We start from the raw sequence: 18,032 nt of genomic DNA on the forward strand, positions 1-18,032 counted from the left end.
GGGTGAAAGTGCCTGCCGACCCTCGGCGCCGACCCTCCGCGGACCTACGCTCGCGAGAGCGGCACCCCGAGCAGGGCCCGACGACGACAGGGCGGCGAGATGGCTTCGGACGAGGACGGCGAGGGGCCCCGGCGCGGCGCGGACCCCACGGTCGTGGGTGGCGTCGTCGCCGCGATCCTCGGGCTGGTCGCGGCCGTCGCGATCGGCGGCACCGGGGCGGGGACGACGTCCGGCGCGCAGCCGTTCACCCCGTCCCCGGTCCCGGCGGCGGCGCCCGTGACGCAGACGGGCGCGCTGCCCCTGTGCGGGTTCCCCCGCCTCGAGCAGGTGACCGACGACGGCGTCGACACCGAGTCGCTGGACGGCATCCGTACCGTCGTCGACGACGTCGTGACGCTCGACGAAGGGGAGCTCGTCACGTTCCGCGTGCTCGACGGCGCGGCGTACGTGCTCGAGTGGGACCGCGAGGCGACGTACACCGTGACGCGTTACGACCTCGCGACCGGGGACGCGGAGGCGACGACGCCGGTCGAGCTCGACTGGGACGGCGCGAGCGAGACGTTCCGCACGGACTCCTTCGAGGTCGACCCGGACGGGAGCGTCTACCTCCTCGACACGCTCATGCACCGGCGCGACCTGCTCAAGGTCGCGCCCGACGGGACGACGGCCTGGTCGACGACGATCCCCGAGGGGGAGCACACGGCGGGCGACCTGCTCGACCTGTACGGGACGGTGCGCTGGACGGACGACGGCGGGACCGTCGTCGGCGTCCAGGAGGCGGGCGAGGTCCTGCACGAGGTGTCGGGTGGCGGAGAGCTCCTTGCCGAGACCCCGTTCGAGGGCGCGGTCCTCGCCCAGCTCCCGGACGGCACGGCGCTGGTCCAGACGGACGTGCGTGTCGGCGATCGTCGCGCGCTCGACCTGCGCGCGGTCGGCCCGGACGGCGACGTCCCGGGCTTCCACCTCGGCGCCTCGTGGGTGCGCGGGCGCGCGTTCGGCGTCCCGCGCGTGCCGTGGCTGGACGACACGACGGGCGCGACCACCGGGCCGTCGGCCGGGCCGGAGGGCGAGGGCCTCGTCGTCGCGGACGAGAACCTCGGGTTCCGGTGGTGGGGGAGCGACGGCGTGTTCCGGGGCGTGTGGCCGGACACGCACAAGGACCTCGAGCAGCCGTTCGCGCTGTGGGAGAGCACGCCGGTGCTGCGCGACGGCACCGCCGGGGACGCGCCCTACTACGTGCTCACGCACGGCGAGGACGGCGGGTTCGCCCTCACCGAGATTTCGGCCGACCGCATGGCGTACCAGCTCGGCGCGCCGGTGAAGTACAACGCGGCGAACGAGGAGCTGTTCGGCGGGCTCGGGCTCGGCGCCGGGCTGCTCGTGGACGCGCCGTACGGCGTCTTCCCCGACGGGACCGCGCCGCGCGTGGTCGCCGCGTTCGACGACGCGTGGGGCGCCGCCGCCGGGACGTACCGTCTGCGCTACCAGGTGCGCGGCGACCCGCGCGTGTGGGACCCGATGGTCGGCGAGGAGACCGTCGTCGATCTCCCCGCCGAGGGTGGTGAGGTTCCGCTCGACCTGCCGCCGACCCGGCCGGGGGTGTACGAGGTCGACGCCGCGCTCGTCGACGCCGCGACGGGCGAGGCGGTCTCGGGGACGTGCCTGCGCTACACCGTGGCCGCCGCGGGCAGCGGGCTCGACCCGGCGGCGCTCGCGGACGGCGCGGACTGGGGCGGCGCGGGACCGCTGCGCGGCGTGGAGCTCGCGGACCAGCTCGGTGTGGGGAGCCACCGCACGCAGCTCGACTTCGGGGCGATCGTGCCCGACCCGACCGCGGAGCCGGACGCCGCCGCGCTCGTCTGGGACTCGCTGCCGAACGCGGCGTTCGCGCCCGACGAGGAGGAGGGCGAGGAGCCCGCCGACGTCGACCCGTTCACCGAGCTCGCGGCCGCCGCCGAGCTCGCCGAGGAGACGGGCGTGATCCTCACGCTCCAGCTCGGCTCGGGCGGCGAGGCGGAGCAGGCCGCGGTCGAGGCCGGCACCTGGGAGGGGTGGACGCGCGAGATCGTCGCCGCCGTCCACGAGCACGCGCCGCAGATCCGCTACTGGCAGCCGTGGAACGAGCCCAACAACACGGGCTACGAGGACGCGGCCGCGTACGAGGAGGAGGTCGGCGCGCCGTTCGCGGCGGGCGCTCGCGACGCGTCGGCCGACGTCGTCGTGGTCGGCGGCAACACGCTCGGGATCGAGCCCGCGTGGTGGGCCGACCTGGTCGCGGCGGGCGGCTGCGACTCGCTCGACGTCGTCGGGATCCACCCCTACACCGGGTTCAACCGGTCGTGGGAGGAGGAGGGGTTCTCCGCGGACGGCGCCGAGCTGGACCGGCTGCGCGAGGCGATCGGTCCGTGCGGGGACGTTCCCGTGTGGGACACCGAGACCGGGTGGTGGTCCGACGGCGTCGCGAACTTCTGGGCGGGCGGGTCCGACGTCGTGCGCAAGCTCCTCTGGTACGGGCTCGAGGACGTCGACGAGTGGACGTACTTCTTCTCCGAGGGCGGGTTCGGCGAAGCGGGGAACTCGTGGTCGCTGCTCCAGTACGGGCAGTACGTGAAGCCCGCCGGCGCCGCCTTCGCGGCGAGCGCGGCGTTCCTCGACGGGTTCGGGCCGCCCGAGGCGGTCGAGACGGGGACGCCCGGGGTCCACGCCGTGCGCGCGCCCGGGACGGTCGAGGTCGGGAACGCCGAGCTGCTCGCCCTGTGGAGCGAGGACCTGTCCACCACCGTGCGGCTGACGGCGCCGGGCAGTGCGGTCACCGTGACCGCGCGCGACCCGTACGGCGCCGAGCGCGGCCTGGAGGTCCCCTCCGGGGGCGTCGAGGTCCCGGTGAACGGCGCGCCCGTCCTCCTCGTCGCGCCCGCGGGCACGGCGCTCGAGGTCGCTCCCGTCGAGCCGTTCGGTGACGACGTGCTCGAGGGCCGGCCGGTGACCGCGACGTCGACCCACGAGGACGCGAGCGGTCCCGACGTCGTGACGTCGGGGACCTTCGCCGTGCGCGAGCCGTGGCGGTCGGGGCGCCTGGCCGACGGGTCGGTCGACGAGGCCCCCGGCGTCGAGGTCGCCACCGACGGCCCGCGCACGATCGACCGCGTCGCCGTCGCGACGGCCGGCATCCGCTGCTGCACGTCGGGACTGCGCGACTACACCGTCTCCGTGCGGACGCCCGACGGCGACTGGCACGACGTCGCGCAGCAGACCGACCAGTTCCTCGACCGCGTCGCGCTCTTCACGTTCGAGCCCGTCCAGGTCACGGCCGTGCGCGTGACGCTCCCGATGACGACCGAGCGCGACGTGCCCGTGCTCGCGGCGAACTACACGGGGATCGTCGGCGGGCTGCACCCCGACTTCGTCCCGCTCGCGACGGAGAGCGAGTGGATCGCGACGATCAGCGGGGTCCAGGCGTGGGAGCCGGCGGGGTGAGCGCCGTCACCGGGTCGCGGGCGCGGTCAGCCGCGCGCGGCGACCGCGCGCCAGATCGCGGCGTGCTGCGAGGCGCTGCGCTCCCACGTGAACGTGGCGGCGCGCTCGCGCCCGCGCCCGACGAGCGCCTCGACCTCGGCGTCGCGCGTCGTCACCCACAGCAGGGCCTCCGCGAGGCTCGCGCCGTCCGGCTCGGCGAGCACGCCGCCGTCGCCCACGACCTCGGGGAGCGAGCTGGTGCGCGCCGCGACCACGGGGACGCCGGCGGCCATCGCCTCGAGGGCGGGCAGCCCGAACCCCTCGTAGCGCGACGGCACGGCCACGGCCGCCGCGCCTGCGACGAGCCCCGGCATCAGCTCGCCCGGCAGGCGACCGACGAGCCGCGTGCCGGGGAGGTCCGCGAACAGCGCGGTGCGCCGCGGGTGCGGCGGCCCGCTCATGACGAGCGTGAGGTCGGGGCGCGCGGAGCGGACGGCGGTCCACGCGACCGCGAGCTCCTCGAGGTTCTTGCGCCGCGACGCGCCGCCCGCGTGCAGCACGTACGGGCCGTCCACCCCCAGCGCCGCGAGACGCTCGCGGGGGAGCGGCGCGGCGGAGAAGTAGACCGGGTCGACGCCGTTGTAGGCCACGGAGGGCCGCTCGGCGAGCCCGAGGACGTCGGCCGCCTCGTCCGCGCTGAACTCCGACACGCACACGACGGCCGCCGCGCGGCGGACCTCCGCGGCGGCCGCGCGCACCGGCGCGGACTCGTCGTCGTAGCGCCACGACACGACGTCCTGCACGGCGACGACGTCGCGCGTCGGGTGCGGCGGCAGGTCGAGCCCCACGCGGTGCACGACGGCGCCGCGCGGGTAGACCGCGCGGCCGACGGCCCGGCGCACCGCGGCGCTCGCGGAGCCGAGGCGTCCGAGCGGGAGCCGGTGGGTCCCGGCGAGCGGGGAGCGGAGCGAGCGGAAGACGGCGCGGTCGACGGACCAGCTGCCGGTCGCGCCGGCGGAACCGTCCGCGAGCGCCCCCGCCGCGCGCGCCGCGACCTCCTCCTGGTACACCTGGGCCCCCATCGGGACCTCGACCGCGACGGTCGCGACGACGAGCTGCGGCATCGGGAGGGTCCCCCTCGGGGCGTGGTGCGTGGCGGGTGCGGCACGGTCGGGACGACCGGAGCGGTCGGTAGAGTGGCCCACTCTAGTGGCGCCGACGCCCCGCCGGACCTGCGGGAGCGGGTGATGAGCGGGTGATCGTGGACCGGGCGCGGGACGTCCCGCGAGAGGGTGAGGGACGTATGGCAGCGCGTCGTCGGGTGGCGCTGGTCGCGAGCTCGTTCGACCCGCACACGGGGGGCGTCGAGTCGCACGTGCGCCACGTCGCGCGCGTGCTCGCGTCCCGCGGGAGCGCGGTGGAGGTCTGGACCGTCGACCGCGGCGAGCGGCTCGGCACGCGCCGGGTCGACGGCGTCCTCGTGCGCTACCTGCCGACCCCGCAGCCGTCGAGCCGGCCCGGCGACGTCGCCCGGTTCGCCCTCGCGGCGCCGGGGGCCGCGCTCGCCTGGGGCCGGGCGTTCCGGGCGTTCCGGCCCGACGTGCTGCACGTGCAGTGCTTCGGCCCGAACGGCGCGTACGCCCTCGGCCTGCGCACGCTCACGCGCACGCCGCTCGTGGTCAGCTCCCACGGCGAGACCTTCGCGGACGACCACGCGGTGTTCGAGCACTCGCGGCTGCTGCGCGCGGCGCTCGAGCGCTCGATCGGTGTCGCGGGCGCGGTGACGGGGTGCTCGCGCGTCGTCGCGGACGACCTGGTCCGCTTCGGGGCGTCTGACGCCGTGGTCGTCCCGAACGGCGTCGACCTCGCCGGTCACGACGCGGCCGGGCACGACGTGGCCGAGCACCGTCCGGAGGACGCCGCGGAGGGGGAGCCCGCGCGGTCGGGCTCCGTGCGTGAGCCCGTGGTCGTCGCGGTGGGGCGGATCGAGCACGTCAAGGGGTTCGACCTGCTCGTGGACGCGTTCGCGTCCTCGCCGTTGCGCGACCGGGCGCGGCTCGTCGTCGTCGGCGACGGGAGCGAGGCGGGTGCGCTGCGCCGCCGGGTCGCGTCGGCGGGGCTGACGGACCGCGTCGAGCTCCCCGGACGGCTGGACCCGTCCGAGGTCGCGGCCCGCCTCGCGGCTGCGGACGTGGTCGTCGTGCCGAGCCGCGCGGACGCTGCCCCGCTCGTCGTCCTCGAGGCGTGGAGGTCGGGCCGGCCGCTCGTGGCGACCGTGCGGGGCGGACCCCCGGAGATCGTCACCGACGGCGTCGACGGCGTGCTCGTGGACCCCCAGGACACGCAGGCGCTGGCGGTCGCCGTGCTCAGCCTGCTCGACGACCCGGAGCGCGCGGAGCGGGTCGGGGCCGCCGGCCGTCGGCGGGTCGAGGACTTCACGTGGGAGCGCGTCGTCGACCGGTACGAGGACCTCTACGCGGGGCTCCCCGCAGTCAGGCCGAGGGGTCGCCGACCCGGGGAGGCTCGGGCGTCCCGTCGGTGACGGTGGGAGGCGCGGCCGGGGGCGTGCTGGCCGCGCGGGCTCCCCGCGGGACGTCGAGCAGCCACACGACGGCGACCGTGACGGCCGCCGCGACGAGCAGCGAGCCGACGACGTCGCTCGGCCGGTGCGCGTACGTCACGACGGAGGCGAGGGCGGCGACCGCCGTCACGCCGAGCCCGGCCCAGCCCGCGGCCGTACGCGACCCCGGCCACGGCCACAGCAGCCAGATCGCGACGCACAGGCCGCCGACCACCGCGACGTGACCGCTCGGGAAGGTCTGGTAGGCGTAGCCGTGCTCCCCGAGGTCGGGCCGCACGAGGACCTCGCGGAGCCCGAGCGCGATCCCGACCGTCCCGAGCACGACCAGGACCGCGGCCAGGAGGTCGCGCCACGCGCGGCGCACGAGCGCGACCACGCCCAGGACGGCGACGACGGCCGCGCACGCCACCGGGAGACCCCGGCGCAGCGCCCCCGCGAGGTCGCGGCCGGCGTCGTGCAGGGGAGCGAGGGTCCGGAACGCTCCGGCGTCCGCCTGCTGGCCCGCGACGGTGAGGTGCGAGGCGGCCCAGAGCGCGACGAAGGCCGCGACGAGCAGCACGAGCACCACCAGCAGCGCGGACGAGCGGGGCCGGGCCGGCACGGAGGCCGGCACCGCAGACGTGGACACGCCCCGAGCATGACGGAGCGGCGGGGACCGTGTCACCGGTCGCGAGCGGGTGACGCCGGGTGAAAAGGCCGTGTGCCCGTCGCGCCGCCGCCGGTCGACGTGTGGGCGCCGGGGCGTACGCTGGGAGCCGTCGTCTCGCACGGCTCCAGCCCGGACCCGCTCGCCACCTCTGGTGAGCTCGGTCCGGGCCGTTCGTGCTGCCCCGTCGTGTCCTCGACCAGCCCCGGAACCGTCCTCGACCCGGGCCCGCCTCGCGCGGCCGCCGACGCAACCGACCATCGTCCTCGGAGGGACCCCACCGCATGAACCTCACCGGCATCCTGCCCGCGCTGCTCGCCGACCCCGCCGCGACGGCGGCGGTCGAGCACGTGCGCGCCCGTGGCGAGGCGGACGTGGTCGGTCCGGCCGGCGCGCGCCCGCCGCTGCTCGCCGCGATGGCGGGGGCGCGGGCCACCGGCCCCGTCGACGGGGTGGCGTCGGGCGGCACGGCGGGGGGCGCCGCGTGGGCCACGGGCTCGCGCCCTCTCGTGGTCGTGACGGCGACCGGGCGAGACGCGGACGAGCTCGCGGCGAGCGTCCGGGCGTACCTGCCGGACGAGCTGGCCGACGTGGTCGCGGTGCTGCCGAGCTGGGAGACGCTGCCGCACGAGCGGCTGAGCCCGCGCGCGGACACGGTCGCCAAGCGCATCGCGGTGTTCCGCCGCCTCGCGCACCCGGACCCGGAGGTCGGGCCGTCGGGCCCCGTCCGCGTGCTCGTCATGCCGGTGCGCGCGCTCCTCCAGCCGGTCGTGGACGGGCTGGGCGAGCTCGAGCCGGTCGAGCTGCACGCCGGGTCGACGGCGGACCTGACCGACGTCGCGGAGCGGCTCGTCGCGGCGGCGTACACGCGCGTGGACATGGTCGAGCGCCGCGGTGAGTTCGCCGTGCGCGGCGGCATCCTCGACGTGTTCCCGCCCACCGAGGACCACCCGCTGCGCGTCGAGTTCTGGGGTGACGAGGTGTCGGAGATCCGCTGGTTCGCGGTCGCGGACCAGCGCAGCCTCGAGATCGCGGAGCACGGGCTGTGGGCGCCGCCGTGCCGCGAGATCCTGCTCACCGAGTCCGTGCGGGCGCGCGCGTCGGCGCTCGTCGAGCAGCTGCCGGGCGCGGTCGAGATGCTCGACAAGCTCGCTGCGGGCGTCGCGGTCGAGGGCATGGAGTCGCTCGCGCCGGTCCTCGTGGACCGCATGGTCCCGGTGCTCGAGCTCGTGCCCGACGACGCGCTGCTCGTCCTCGACGACGCCGAGCGCGTGCGCCGGCGCGCGCACGACCTCGTCGCCACGACCGAGGAGTTCCTCGCGGCGGCGTGGACGGGCGCGGTGGCGGGCGGGACGTCGCCCCTCGACCTGTCGGCGGCGTCGTTCGAGACGTTCGCGGAGGTGCGCGCCGTCGCCCAGCGCCGCGGCCTCGGCTGGTGGACGCTGTCGTCGTTCGCGCTCGACAACCCGGACCTCGACCTGCCGACGGACGCGGCCCCCGACGCAGGTGCGCGGGCCACAGACGCCGCGGGCGCGTCGTCGGGCACCACGGCCGCGCACGTGGGCGAGAGCGCGGACGGCGTCCCGACCTTCACGATCGGCGCGCGGGACGTCGAGTCCTACCGCGGCGACGTCTCGCGCGCGCTGGACGACGTGCGCGGGCTGCAGCACGCGGGCTGGCGCCTCGTGCTCACGACCGAGGGCCACGGCCCGGCCAAGCGCATGGTCGAGCAGCTCGGCGCGGTCGACACGCCCGCGCGTCTCGTGCCGCGGCTCGACGGCGAGCCCGAGGGCGGCATCGTCCTCGTCACCCCGGCGATGGTCGGCAAGGGCTTCGTCGCGCCCGAGCTGCGCCTCGCCGTCTTCTCCGAGGCCGACCTCACGGGCCGCGCGGGGACGAGCACGCGTGACATGCGCAAGATGCCGAGCCGGCGCCGCAACGTCGTCGACCCGCTGCAGCTCAAGGCGGGCGACTTCGTCGTGCACGAGCAGCACGGCGTGGGGCGCTTCGTCGAGCTCGTGCAGCGCACGCTCGGCACGGGCGGCAACGCCGCGACACGCGAGTACCTCGTGATCGAGTACGCGTCGAGCAAGCGGGGCCAGCCGGGGGACCGCCTGTTCGTGCCGATGGACCAGCTCGACCAGGTCACCAAGTACACGGGCGGCGAGGCGCCGAGCCTCAACAAGATGGGCGGGTCGGACTGGGCGAAGACGAAGTCCCGCGCACGCAAGCACGTCAAGGAGATCGCGGGCGAGCTGATCCGGCTCTACAGCGCCCGCATGGCGACGCAGGGCCACGCGTTCGGCGCCGACACGCCCTGGCAGCGCGAGCTCGAGGACGCGTTCGCGTACGTCGAGACGCCCGACCAGCTCGCGACCATCGACGAGGTCAAGGCCGACATGGAGAAGACGGTCCCCATGGACCGCCTCGTGTGCGGCGACGTCGGTTACGGCAAGACCGAGATCGCGATCCGCGCGGCGTTCAAGGCCGTCCAGGACGGCAAGCAGGTCGCCGTGCTCGTGCCGACGACGCTCCTCGTCCAGCAGCACTTCGAGACGTTCTCCGAGCGGTACGCGGGATTCCCCGTGACCGTCAAGGCGCTCTCGCGCTTCCAGACGGCCAAGGAGTCCCAGGAGACGATCGAAGGGCTGCGCCAGGGCACGGTCGACGTCGTCATCGGCACGCACCGGCTCATCACGGGCAACGTCCGGTTCAAGGACCTCGGGCTCGTCATCATCGACGAGGAGCAGCGGTTCGGCGTCGAGCACAAGGAGACGCTCAAGCAGCTGCGCACCAACGTCGACGTGCTCGCGATGTCCGCGACCCCGATCCCGCGCACGCTCGAGATGGCGGTCACGGGCATCCGTGAGATGTCGACGCTCGCGACGCCGCCCGAGGAGCGGCACCCCGTCCTCACCTACGTGGGCGCGTACGAGGAGAAGCAGATCGCCGCCGCCCTGCGCCGCGAGCTGCTGCGCGAGGGCCAGGTGTTCTACGTGCACAACAAGGTCGAGACGATCGACCGGACGGCGGCCAAGCTGCGCGAGCTCGTGCCCGAGGCCCGCGTGGGTGTGGCGCACGGCAAGATGAACGAGAACCAGCTCGACCAGGTGATCCGCGCGTTCTGGGAGAAGGAGCTCGACGTCCTCGTCTGCACGACGATCATCGAGACCGGCCTCGACATCTCCAACGCGAACACGCTCATCCTCGAGCGCGCGGACATGCTCGGGCTCTCCCAGCTCCACCAGCTCCGCGGCCGCGTGGGCCGCGGGCGCGAGCGCGCGTACGCGTACTTCCTGTACCCGCCCGAGCGGCCCCTCACCGAGACCGCGCACGACCGCCTCGCGACGATCGCCGCGCACACCGACCTGGGTGCTGGCATGCAGGTCGCGATGAAGGACCTCGAGATCCGCGGCGCGGGCAACCTGCTCGGCGGCGAGCAGTCCGGGCACATCGCGGGCGTCGGGTTCGACCTGTACGTGCGCATGGTGGGCGAGGCCGTCGCGAACTACCGGGGCGACGGGCCGGAGGAGCAGCCCGAGATCTCCATCGAGCTCCCGGTCGACGCGCACCTGCCCGAGTCGTACATCGCGACCGAGCGGCTGCGGCTCGAGGCGTACAAGAAGATCGCCGCCGCGACCGACGCGCCCGAGCTCGCCGAGGTGCGGGCCGAGCTCGTCGACCGCTACGGGGCGCTGCCGGACGTCGCGTCGGCGCTGTTCGACGTCGCGGACTTCCGCAACCACGCGCGCCGCGCGGGGCTCACGGACGTCACCGCGCAGGGCAAGTTCATCCGGTTCGCGCCGGTCGACCTCGCCGAGTCGGCGCAGCTCCGGCTCAAGCGCCTGTACCCGGGCACGCTGCTCAAGCCGGCGATCCGCGCGTTCCTCGTCCCGTACCCGACGACGGCGCGCATCGGCGGCCGGCCGCTGCGCGGGGCCGAGGTGCTCACCTGGGCGCGCCAGCTCATCGACGCCGTGGTCCTCGGCGAGGTCGGTGCCGCCGCCGCGGTCGGGACGTCGTCGGGCGCGCGCTGACCAGAGCCCGAACCCCCGCCGAGCAGGTGGTCGTGGCCCGTCCCGACGCCGGGATTGGCCACGACCACCTGCTCGCGGATCGCGGCCCGGCCCGTCGCCGTCAGTCCTTGCGGCCGTCGAGGAAGTAAGCGATGGGGCCGACCCAGTTGACGAGCAGCGCGAGGCCCCACGCGAGCTTGGTGCCGTTCACCTGCTCCGCCGGTCGGTGCAGCAGGTCGCGGTAGGCAGCGGCCGTGAGCGTGACCTGGGCCGCGCCCACGACCCCGACGGCGATCTTCTGACCCTTGGTCAGGTCCTTCCAGCGCCGCTTGGTCCCCATGTCGTCGTCTCCTCCCGTGGTGCGTACCCCTCGACGCTAGGCCGTCCGGGCCCACGATGCACGGCCCGCGGGCCGCCCGTGGTCGCGGCGCGCGAGCGGCGGCCCCGCGGCGGACGAGCGCCTCACGGGGTCGTGACAGGGCGCACCGTGCTCTGTAAGGTTGCTGAAACATCCGGAAACTCTCTGCAAAGCCGCCGAGTCCCGGACGCGCGCCCGACACCCTGGGCGTAGTCAGCACCGCGTGGCCCTCCCGCGCTCGATGCCGAGCGTGCCGGAGGCCGAAGCACCTCGAAGGAGCAGCAATGACGCGCACCACCGACCCCGCCGGTCCGCCGGCACCCACCCCGACGTCCGGTCACGGCCGTCTGCGGCGTCTCGTCGCGGCCGCGGTGACGGCCGCCCTCGCGCTCGGGGCGGCGCTCGCCGCCACGGTGCCGGTCGCGGGGTCCGCCGCGGCGGCACCGCCCGTGCCGACGCCCGTCGTCGACTCCCCGAACGGTCGGGGCGACGTGATCCTCAACCTCTTCCAGTGGACGTGGGACTCCGTGGCCGCCGAGTGCACGAGCACCATCGGCCCGGCCGGGTTCGGCTACGTCCAGGTCTCGCCGCCGCAGGAGCACATCCAGGGCACGGCCTGGTGGACCTCCTACCAGCCGGTCAGCTACAAGCTCGAGTCCAAGCTCGGCACCCGCGCGGAGTTCCAGCACATGGTGAGCACGTGCAAGACGGCGGGCGTGGGCGTCGTCGTCGACGCGGTCGTCAACCACACCGCGGGCGCCGACACCGGCTCCGGCACGGGCACGGGCGGGACGAGCTACTCCGTGGACAGCTTCCCCGGCGTCCCGTACGGGCCGAACGACTTCAACGACTGCCGGTCGAACATCAGCAACTACGGCGACCGGTACAACGTCCAGAACTGTCGCCTCGTCTCGCTCCAGGACCTGCGGACGGGTTCCGACTACGTGCGCGGCAAGATCGCCGGCTACCTCAACGACCTCATCTCGCTCGGGGTCTCCGGGTTCCGCATCGACGCCGCGAAGCACATCCCCGCCGCTGACCTCGCGGCGATCAAGGCGCGGCTCACGAACCCGAACGTCTTCTGGGTGCACGAGGTCATCGGCGCGAGCGGCGAGCCCATCCAGCCCTCGGAGTACCTCGGCTCCGGTGACTCGCACGAGTTCTTCTACGCGCGCGAGCTCAAGTCCCGGTTCGACGGCCAGATCAAGGACCTGCGGACCATCGGCGACAACAAGCTCCCCTCGGACCGCGCGGGCGTCTTCGTCGACAACCACGACACCGAGCGCAACGGCGAGACCATGAACTACAAGTGGGGAGCCAAGTACCGGCTCGCCAACGCGTTCATGCTCTCGTGGCCGTATGGCGCGCCGAGCGTCTACTCGGGCTACACGTGGAGCGACAAGGACGCCGGTGCCCCCGGTGCCTCCGCGACGTCCGTTCCGGACGCGAGCTGCTCGAGCAGCGCGTGGGTCTGCACGCAGCGCTGGACCGAGATCGTGGGCATGGTCGGCTTCCACAACACGGTCGCCGGGACCGCGGTGACGAGCTGGTGGGACGACGGGAACAACCACGTCGCGTACGGTCGCGGCGGCAAGGGGTACGTGACGATCAACAACTCCGCCGACGCCGTGACGCGCACCTACCAGACGTCGCTCCCCGCCGGCACGTACTGCGACGTCGTCGCGTCGAAGGACTGCGCGAAGACGGTCACCGTCTCCGGCTCCGGCACCTTCACCGCGAAGGTCCCGGCGTACGGGGCGCTCGCGCTGCACGTCGGCGCTGTGGACGACGGCGGCACCGGCGGTCCCGGTCCCGTCGACCCGAGCGGCACGACGACCGTCTACTACGCGACCGACAAGGGCTGGAACGCGTACAACGTCCACTACCGCGTCGGCACGGGTGCCTGGACCGCCGTGCCCGGCGTCGCGATGACCGCGGCCTGCACCGGCTGGGTCGCGAAGGAGATCGCCCTGCCGACAGGCGCGACCGGCGCCGCCGCGACCGTCACGGCGGCGTTCACGAACGGCGCGGGCTCCTGGGACAACAACGGCGGCAAGGACTACGCCCTGAGCGGCGCCGCCGTCGCGGTCTCGGGAGGGACGGTCACGGCGGGCGACCCGTGCGAGGACGACGGCGAGGGGCCTGGTCCCGTCGAGGGTCAGGGCGACGCGTCGTTCGCCGTGACGGCGACGACGACCTGGGGGCAGAGCGTGGTCGTCGTCGGCAGCATCCCCGCGCTGGGATCCTGGGCGCCCGCGAACGGCGTCGCGCTCTCGGCCGCGAGCTACCCCCTCTGGACCGCGACCCTCGACCTCCCGGCGGGCACGACGTTCGCGTACAAGTACGTGAAGCGCGACGGCGGGGGGAACGTTATCTGGGAGAGCGGCGGCAACCGCACCGCGACGGTCGGCCCGGACGGCTCGGTGACGCTGTCGGACACCTGGAGGTCGTGACCTCGCACTCCCGGCCCCGCCCCGGTCTCACCCAGACCGGGGCGGGGCCTTCTGTCGTGGTGGCGATGGTCGGCTGTCGGCTCTCGCCCACCGCCGAGGTAGAACCGTGGTTGGTGAGGGAGAACCGTGGTCGGTCGGTCGAGATGGAGCTGCGAATCGCCAGAGTTCACCTCAGGTGCCGGTCGGCATGGGCGGAGGGGTGGGGGGAAATAGTTCAACCATTGTCTGAACCTGGTGGGTGCCCCTAGGGTGTGGCCCGGGCGCGCCGGTGCGCCCCGGGGGCGATGTGCCCCAGCCGATCGCAAGGGAGCGACGACGATGAGACGCACGTGGAGGACCGCCGTGGCGGGGGTGCTCGCCGCCCTCGTGGCGGGAGGGGGAGCGAGCGCGGCAGTGGGGATGGATGCGAGGGGTGCGCAGACGCCTGGCCGAGTCGATATCGATATCGATATCGTTCTGGAGAACGATTTCGAATTGGCAGGGACGGCGCCGTGGACAGCGCGCGGGCCCATCACCGTCGCCGTGACCGACGCCGAGGCGCACGGCGGGTCGTCGAGCCTCGCGGTGACGGGTCGGACGGCGGACTGGCACGGCGTCGCGACCGACGCGCTCGCGCTGCTCGAGCCCGGCGTCGCGTACGACGTTCAGGCGTGGGTCAAGCTCCCTGCGGGCACGACGGGGTCGTCCGGGGTCCACTTCACGGTGCAGGAGACGGGCGCGTCGGGGACGGCGTACACGTGGGTCGGCGGGGCCGTCGCCACGACGGCCGACGGCTGGGTGGAGATCGGCGGGACGTACACCCTGCCCGCCGGGCTCACCGCCGCCTCGCTCTACGTCGAGGCCGCGCCGGTCGCCGGGGCGCACCCGTCCTTCCTGCTCGACGACGTCCGCGTGACGACCGTCGTGACCGACCCCGGCGCCGTCGTGCCCGGGGGAGCGGTCAACCCCGTCCCGACCCCCGTACGCCTCGCCGAGGGGACCGGCGACGTCGCGGCCCTGACGTTCGACGACGGCCCGAACCCCGGCACGACGCCCGCGCTCCTGGACTTCCTCGCCGAGCACGACCTGCACGCGGTGTTCTGCGTCATCGGCCAGAACGTCCAGGCACCGGGCGGCGCCGAGCTCCTGCGACGCATCGTCGACGAGGGGCACGTGCTGTGCAACCACTCGACCGGCTACGCCGACATGGGCGCGTGGTCGGCCGACCAGGTGCGCGCCGACCTCGTCGAGAACCTCGGCATCCTGCGTGACGCGCTCGGCGACCCGGAGCACCCCGTCCCGTTCTTCCGTGCGCCGAACGGCTCGTGGGGCGCGACCCCCGAGGTCGCGGTCGCGCTCGGCATGCAGCCGCTCGCGGTCGTCAACACGATCTCCGACTGGGAGACCCAGGACGTCGCGACCCTCACCGCGAACCTGCGCGCCGCGATGAAGCCCGGCGAGGTCGTGCTCGCGCACGACGGCGGCGGCGACCGCGCGGGCACGCTCGCCGCGGTCGAGACGGTCGTCGCCGAGCGGCTCGCGGCCGGCTGGGAGTTCACGTTCCCCGTCGGCACGCCGCTGCGCGGCGGCGAGGTCCTCCTGGAGACCGGCTTCGAGGACGGCCTCGGCGGCTGGGTGCCGCGCGCGGGAGACGCGACGACGCCGTCGCTGGACCTCACGGAGGTGGCGCACGGCGGCACGCAGGCCGCTGTCATCTCCGGCCGTGACGGTCAGGGCGACGGCATCGGGCACGACGTGACCGGTCTGCTCGCGGCAGGCACGACGTACGAGCTCAGCGCGTGGGTGCGCTTCGCCGAGGGGCAGCCCGCGGACGACGTGTGGCTCAGCATCGCGCGGACGGTCGACGGGGCGACGTCGTACTCGACGCTCGCCCAGCTCTCGGGGATCACGAGCACCGGCTGGACGCAGATCACCGCGACGTTCCAGGGCGCCGCCGCGGACGAGGCGCTGCTCTACCTGGAGACGGACTACAACGGCGACAACACGAGCGACCTGCTCGTCGACGACGTCGTGCTGCGCGTCCCGCCGCCGCCCGCCGTCGAGGACCTCACGGGCATCAAGGAGACGGTCGAGGTCCCGGTCGGGGTCGCGATCGACAGCCGGGAGACCTCGGGCGCGGCGTCAGAGCTGCTGCTGCGGCACTTCGACCAGGTCACGGCCGAGAACCACATGAAGCCCGAGGCCTGGTACGACGAGGACCGCACCTTCCGGACGCACCCCGAGGCGACCGCGCTCATGGACCACGCGGCCGCGAACGACCTGCGCGTCTACGGCCACGTGCTCGTGTGGCACTCGCAGACGCCGGCCTGGTTCTTCGAGGGGGCCGACGGCGCGCCCTTGACCACGTCCGAGGCGGACCGGCAGGTCCTGCGCGACCGCCTGCGGACGCACGTCTTCTCCGTCGCGCAGGCGCTCGCGGACGCCTACGGCCCGTTCGGCGGCGACAACCCGCTCACGGCGTTCGACGTGGTGAACGAGGTCGTGTCGGACGGCGCGGAGAACCCCGACGGCCTGCGCCGCTCGGAGTGGTTCCGGATCCTCGGCGAGGAGTACCTCGACCTCGCGTTCGCGTACGCCGACGAGGCGTTCAACGACGTCTACGCGGACCCCGCGGCGAAGCAGCGCGGCGAGCGGCCGGTCGCGCTGTTCATCAACGACTACAACACCGAGCAGGGCGGCAAGCAGGACCGGTACCACGCGCTCGTCGAGCGGCTCCTCGCGCGCGGGGTGCCCGTCGACGGCGTGGGGCACCAGTTCCACGTGAGCCTCGCGATGCCGGTCTCCGCGCTCGAGGGCGCGATCGAGCGGTTCGCCGACCTGCCCGTGACGCAGGCCGTCACCGAGCTCGACGTGACGACCGGCACCCCGGTCACCCAGGCGTCGCTCGTCGAGCAGGGGTACTACTACCGCGACGCGTTCCGCGTGTTCCGCGCGCACGCCGACGACCTGTACTCCGTCACCGTGTGGGGCCTCACCGACGGCCGGAGCTGGCGCGTCGACAGCGGCGCTCCGCTCGTCTTCGACGACGCCCTCAAGGCCAAGCCCGCGTACCACGGCGTGGTCGACGGCGAGCTCCCGGCCCGCCTGCGCACGGCCGACGTGTTCGCCGGCGACGTCCCGCTCGACGGCGACGCCGCGGCGGCCCCGGACTGGCAGCGGCTCCCGCTGCACACGTTCGCCGCGCCGGGTGGGGCCGCCGGGGGAGAGGTCGGGTTCCAGCTCCGCTGGTCTCCCGACCACCTCACGGCGTTCGCGAGCGTCGACGACGCGACCGACGACACCGCCGACGCCGTGACGTTCGCGCTCGACGGCACGGAGCACGTCGTCGGCCGCGACGGCGCGACGAGCGCGGGGGTCTCCGCGGAGGTGACGGAGCGCGCGGGCGGGTACGACGTCGTCGCGCACCTCCCGCACGACGCCGCCGCCGCGGGCGACACGCTCGCGCTCGACGTGCGCGTCACGGACGCGGGGACCGACGGCGGCGCCACGTCCGCGTGGAACACGCCCGGCGCGACGGGCACGCTGCGCCTGCTCGAGGAGCTGTCGTACCTCGAGGTCGCGCACGCGTCCGCCGCGCCCGCGGTCGACGGCGAGGTCGACGCCGTGTGGGCGGAGGCGGGTGCGCCCGTGACGACCGCGAAGGAGGTCCAGGGCAGCGGCGGCGCGGTCGCGACCGTCCGCACCCTGTGGCGCGACCGGACGCTCTACGTGCTCGCCCAGGTCGTCGACCCGGTGGTGGACGTGAGCGGCTCCGACCCGTGGGTGCAGGACTCCGTCGAGGTCTACGTCGACGCGGGCAACGCCAAGAACGGCGCCTACCGGGACCTGGACACCCAGATCCGCGTGAGCGCCGAGAACGCCGTGTCGTTCGGTACGGGCGACGAGGCGGCGCAGCGGGCGCGCGTCACGAGCGCGACGACGCGCACGGCCGACGGGTACGTCGTCGAGCTCGCGGTCGACCTCGCCGACCAGGGCGGCGAGGGCACGTTCCACGGGCTCGACCTCCAGGTCAACGACGCGTCGGACGGCACGCGCACGGCGATCCGCAACTGGGCGGACCCGTCCGGGGCGGGCTACCAGTCGACGGCCCGCTGGGGCGTCGCACGGCTCGTCGGCGCGGGGGCCGCGCCCGAGGTCGCGCTCGACGTCGAGGCGTCGGCGCGCTGCCTCGCGGGCAAGGCCTACGTCGCGGTCCGGGCGACGAACCGCGAGGACGTGCCCGTCGACGTGACGCTCACGACCCCGTACGGGTCGCGGACGTTCACCGCCGTGGCACCGGGCGCGAACGCGTACCAGTCGTTCGCCGTGCGGGCGTCGTCGGTCCCGGCCGGCACGGCCACGGTCACGGCCGTGCTCGACGGCGGCGGGGTCGGCTCGCCGCGTGAGATCGCCGTGGAGGCGCGCACCTGCTGACCCGCCGAGCAGGTGGTCGTGGGGGGGGGGGGGGGGGGGGGGCGGGGGGCGCGCCCGCGGGGGGGGGGGGCCCGCGGCGGGGGGGAGGGGCGCGCGGGGGGGCTCCGCC

General features: G+C 74.8%; 8 protein-coding genes. 5 read left to right on the top strand and 3 right to left on the bottom strand.

The window, feature by feature from the left end:
• Positions 1 to 99 precede the first annotated feature (99 nt).
• Positions 100 to 3,477: a hypothetical protein gene (locus ACFWH7_RS04860; protein ID WP_378215320.1), complete on the top strand. Its 3,378-nt coding sequence runs from the start codon at positions 100 to 102 to the stop codon at positions 3,475 to 3,477.
• A 26-nt stretch (positions 3,478 to 3,503) separates the two neighbouring features.
• On the opposite strand, the gene ACFWH7_RS04865 is transcribed toward ACFWH7_RS04860, so the two are convergent.
• Positions 3,504 to 4,580, bottom strand: a complete 1,077-nt coding sequence (locus ACFWH7_RS04865) for a glycosyltransferase family 4 protein (protein WP_378215321.1) — start codon at positions 4,578 to 4,580, stop codon at positions 3,504 to 3,506.
• A 179-nt stretch (positions 4,581 to 4,759) separates the two neighbouring features.
• On the opposite strand from ACFWH7_RS04865, the gene ACFWH7_RS04870 reads away from it, so the two are divergent.
• A complete protein-coding gene (locus tag ACFWH7_RS04870) occupies positions 4,760 to 5,998 on the top strand; it encodes a glycosyltransferase family 4 protein (RefSeq protein ID WP_378215322.1) in 1,239 nt (412 codons plus the stop codon).
• Here ACFWH7_RS04870 and ACFWH7_RS04875 read toward each other — a convergent pair.
• Positions 5,949 to 6,665, bottom strand: coding sequence for a phosphatase PAP2 family protein (locus ACFWH7_RS04875; RefSeq protein WP_378215323.1), 717 nt, complete (start codon positions 6,663 to 6,665; stop codon positions 5,949 to 5,951). The genes ACFWH7_RS04870 and ACFWH7_RS04875 overlap by 50 nt on opposite strands.
• Positions 6,666 to 6,967: 302 nt before the next feature.
• On the opposite strand from ACFWH7_RS04875, the gene mfd reads away from it, so the two are divergent.
• Positions 6,968 to 10,720, top strand: a complete 3,753-nt coding sequence (gene mfd, locus ACFWH7_RS04880; RefSeq protein ID WP_378215325.1) for a transcription-repair coupling factor — start codon at positions 6,968 to 6,970, stop codon at positions 10,718 to 10,720.
• A 100-nt stretch (positions 10,721 to 10,820) separates the two neighbouring features.
• On the opposite strand, the gene ACFWH7_RS04885 is transcribed toward mfd, so the two are convergent.
• On the bottom strand, positions 10,821 to 11,039 hold the full coding sequence (locus ACFWH7_RS04885) for a PLD nuclease N-terminal domain-containing protein (protein WP_378215326.1): 219 nt from the start codon (positions 11,037 to 11,039) through the stop codon (positions 10,821 to 10,823).
• 302 nt (positions 11,040 to 11,341) lie between these two features.
• Here ACFWH7_RS04885 and ACFWH7_RS04890 point away from each other — a divergent pair, with 302 nt between their 5' ends.
• Positions 11,342 to 13,510, top strand: a complete 2,169-nt coding sequence (locus tag ACFWH7_RS04890; RefSeq protein ID WP_378215327.1) for a carbohydrate-binding module family 20 domain-containing protein — start codon at positions 11,342 to 11,344, stop codon at positions 13,508 to 13,510.
• A 399-nt stretch (positions 13,511 to 13,909) separates the two neighbouring features.
• Positions 13,910 to 17,923, top strand: coding sequence for an endo-1,4-beta-xylanase (locus tag ACFWH7_RS04895; RefSeq protein ID WP_378215333.1), 4,014 nt, complete (start codon positions 13,910 to 13,912; stop codon positions 17,921 to 17,923).
• The last annotated feature ends 109 nt before the right edge of the window (positions 17,924 to 18,032 follow it).

It is taken from the genome of Cellulosimicrobium cellulans (assembly GCF_042723955.1).
Taxonomy (GTDB): Bacteria; Actinomycetota; Actinomycetes; order Actinomycetales; family Cellulomonadaceae; genus Cellulosimicrobium; species Cellulosimicrobium cellulans_H.

What these genes read in the sequence shown, in the direction of transcription:
- ACFWH7_RS04890 (WP_378215327.1), top strand. Translation starts at nt 11,342, where the DNA reads ATGACGCGCACCACCGACCCCGCCGGTCCGCCGGCACCCACCCCGACG.
- ACFWH7_RS04885 (WP_378215326.1), bottom strand. Translation starts at nt 11,039, where the DNA reads ATGGGGACCAAGCGGCGCTGGAAGGACCTGACCAAGGGTCAGAAGATC.
- ACFWH7_RS04895 (WP_378215333.1), top strand. Translation starts at nt 13,910, where the DNA reads ATGGATGCGAGGGGTGCGCAGACGCCTGGCCGAGTCGATATCGATATC.
- ACFWH7_RS04870 (WP_378215322.1), top strand. Translation starts at nt 4,760, where the DNA reads ATGGCAGCGCGTCGTCGGGTGGCGCTGGTCGCGAGCTCGTTCGACCCG.
- ACFWH7_RS04860 (WP_378215320.1), top strand. Translation starts at nt 100, where the DNA reads ATGGCTTCGGACGAGGACGGCGAGGGGCCCCGGCGCGGCGCGGACCCC.
- ACFWH7_RS04865 (WP_378215321.1), bottom strand. Translation starts at nt 4,580, where the DNA reads ATGCCGCAGCTCGTCGTCGCGACCGTCGCGGTCGAGGTCCCGATGGGG.
- mfd (WP_378215325.1), top strand. Translation starts at nt 6,968, where the DNA reads ATGAACCTCACCGGCATCCTGCCCGCGCTGCTCGCCGACCCCGCCGCG.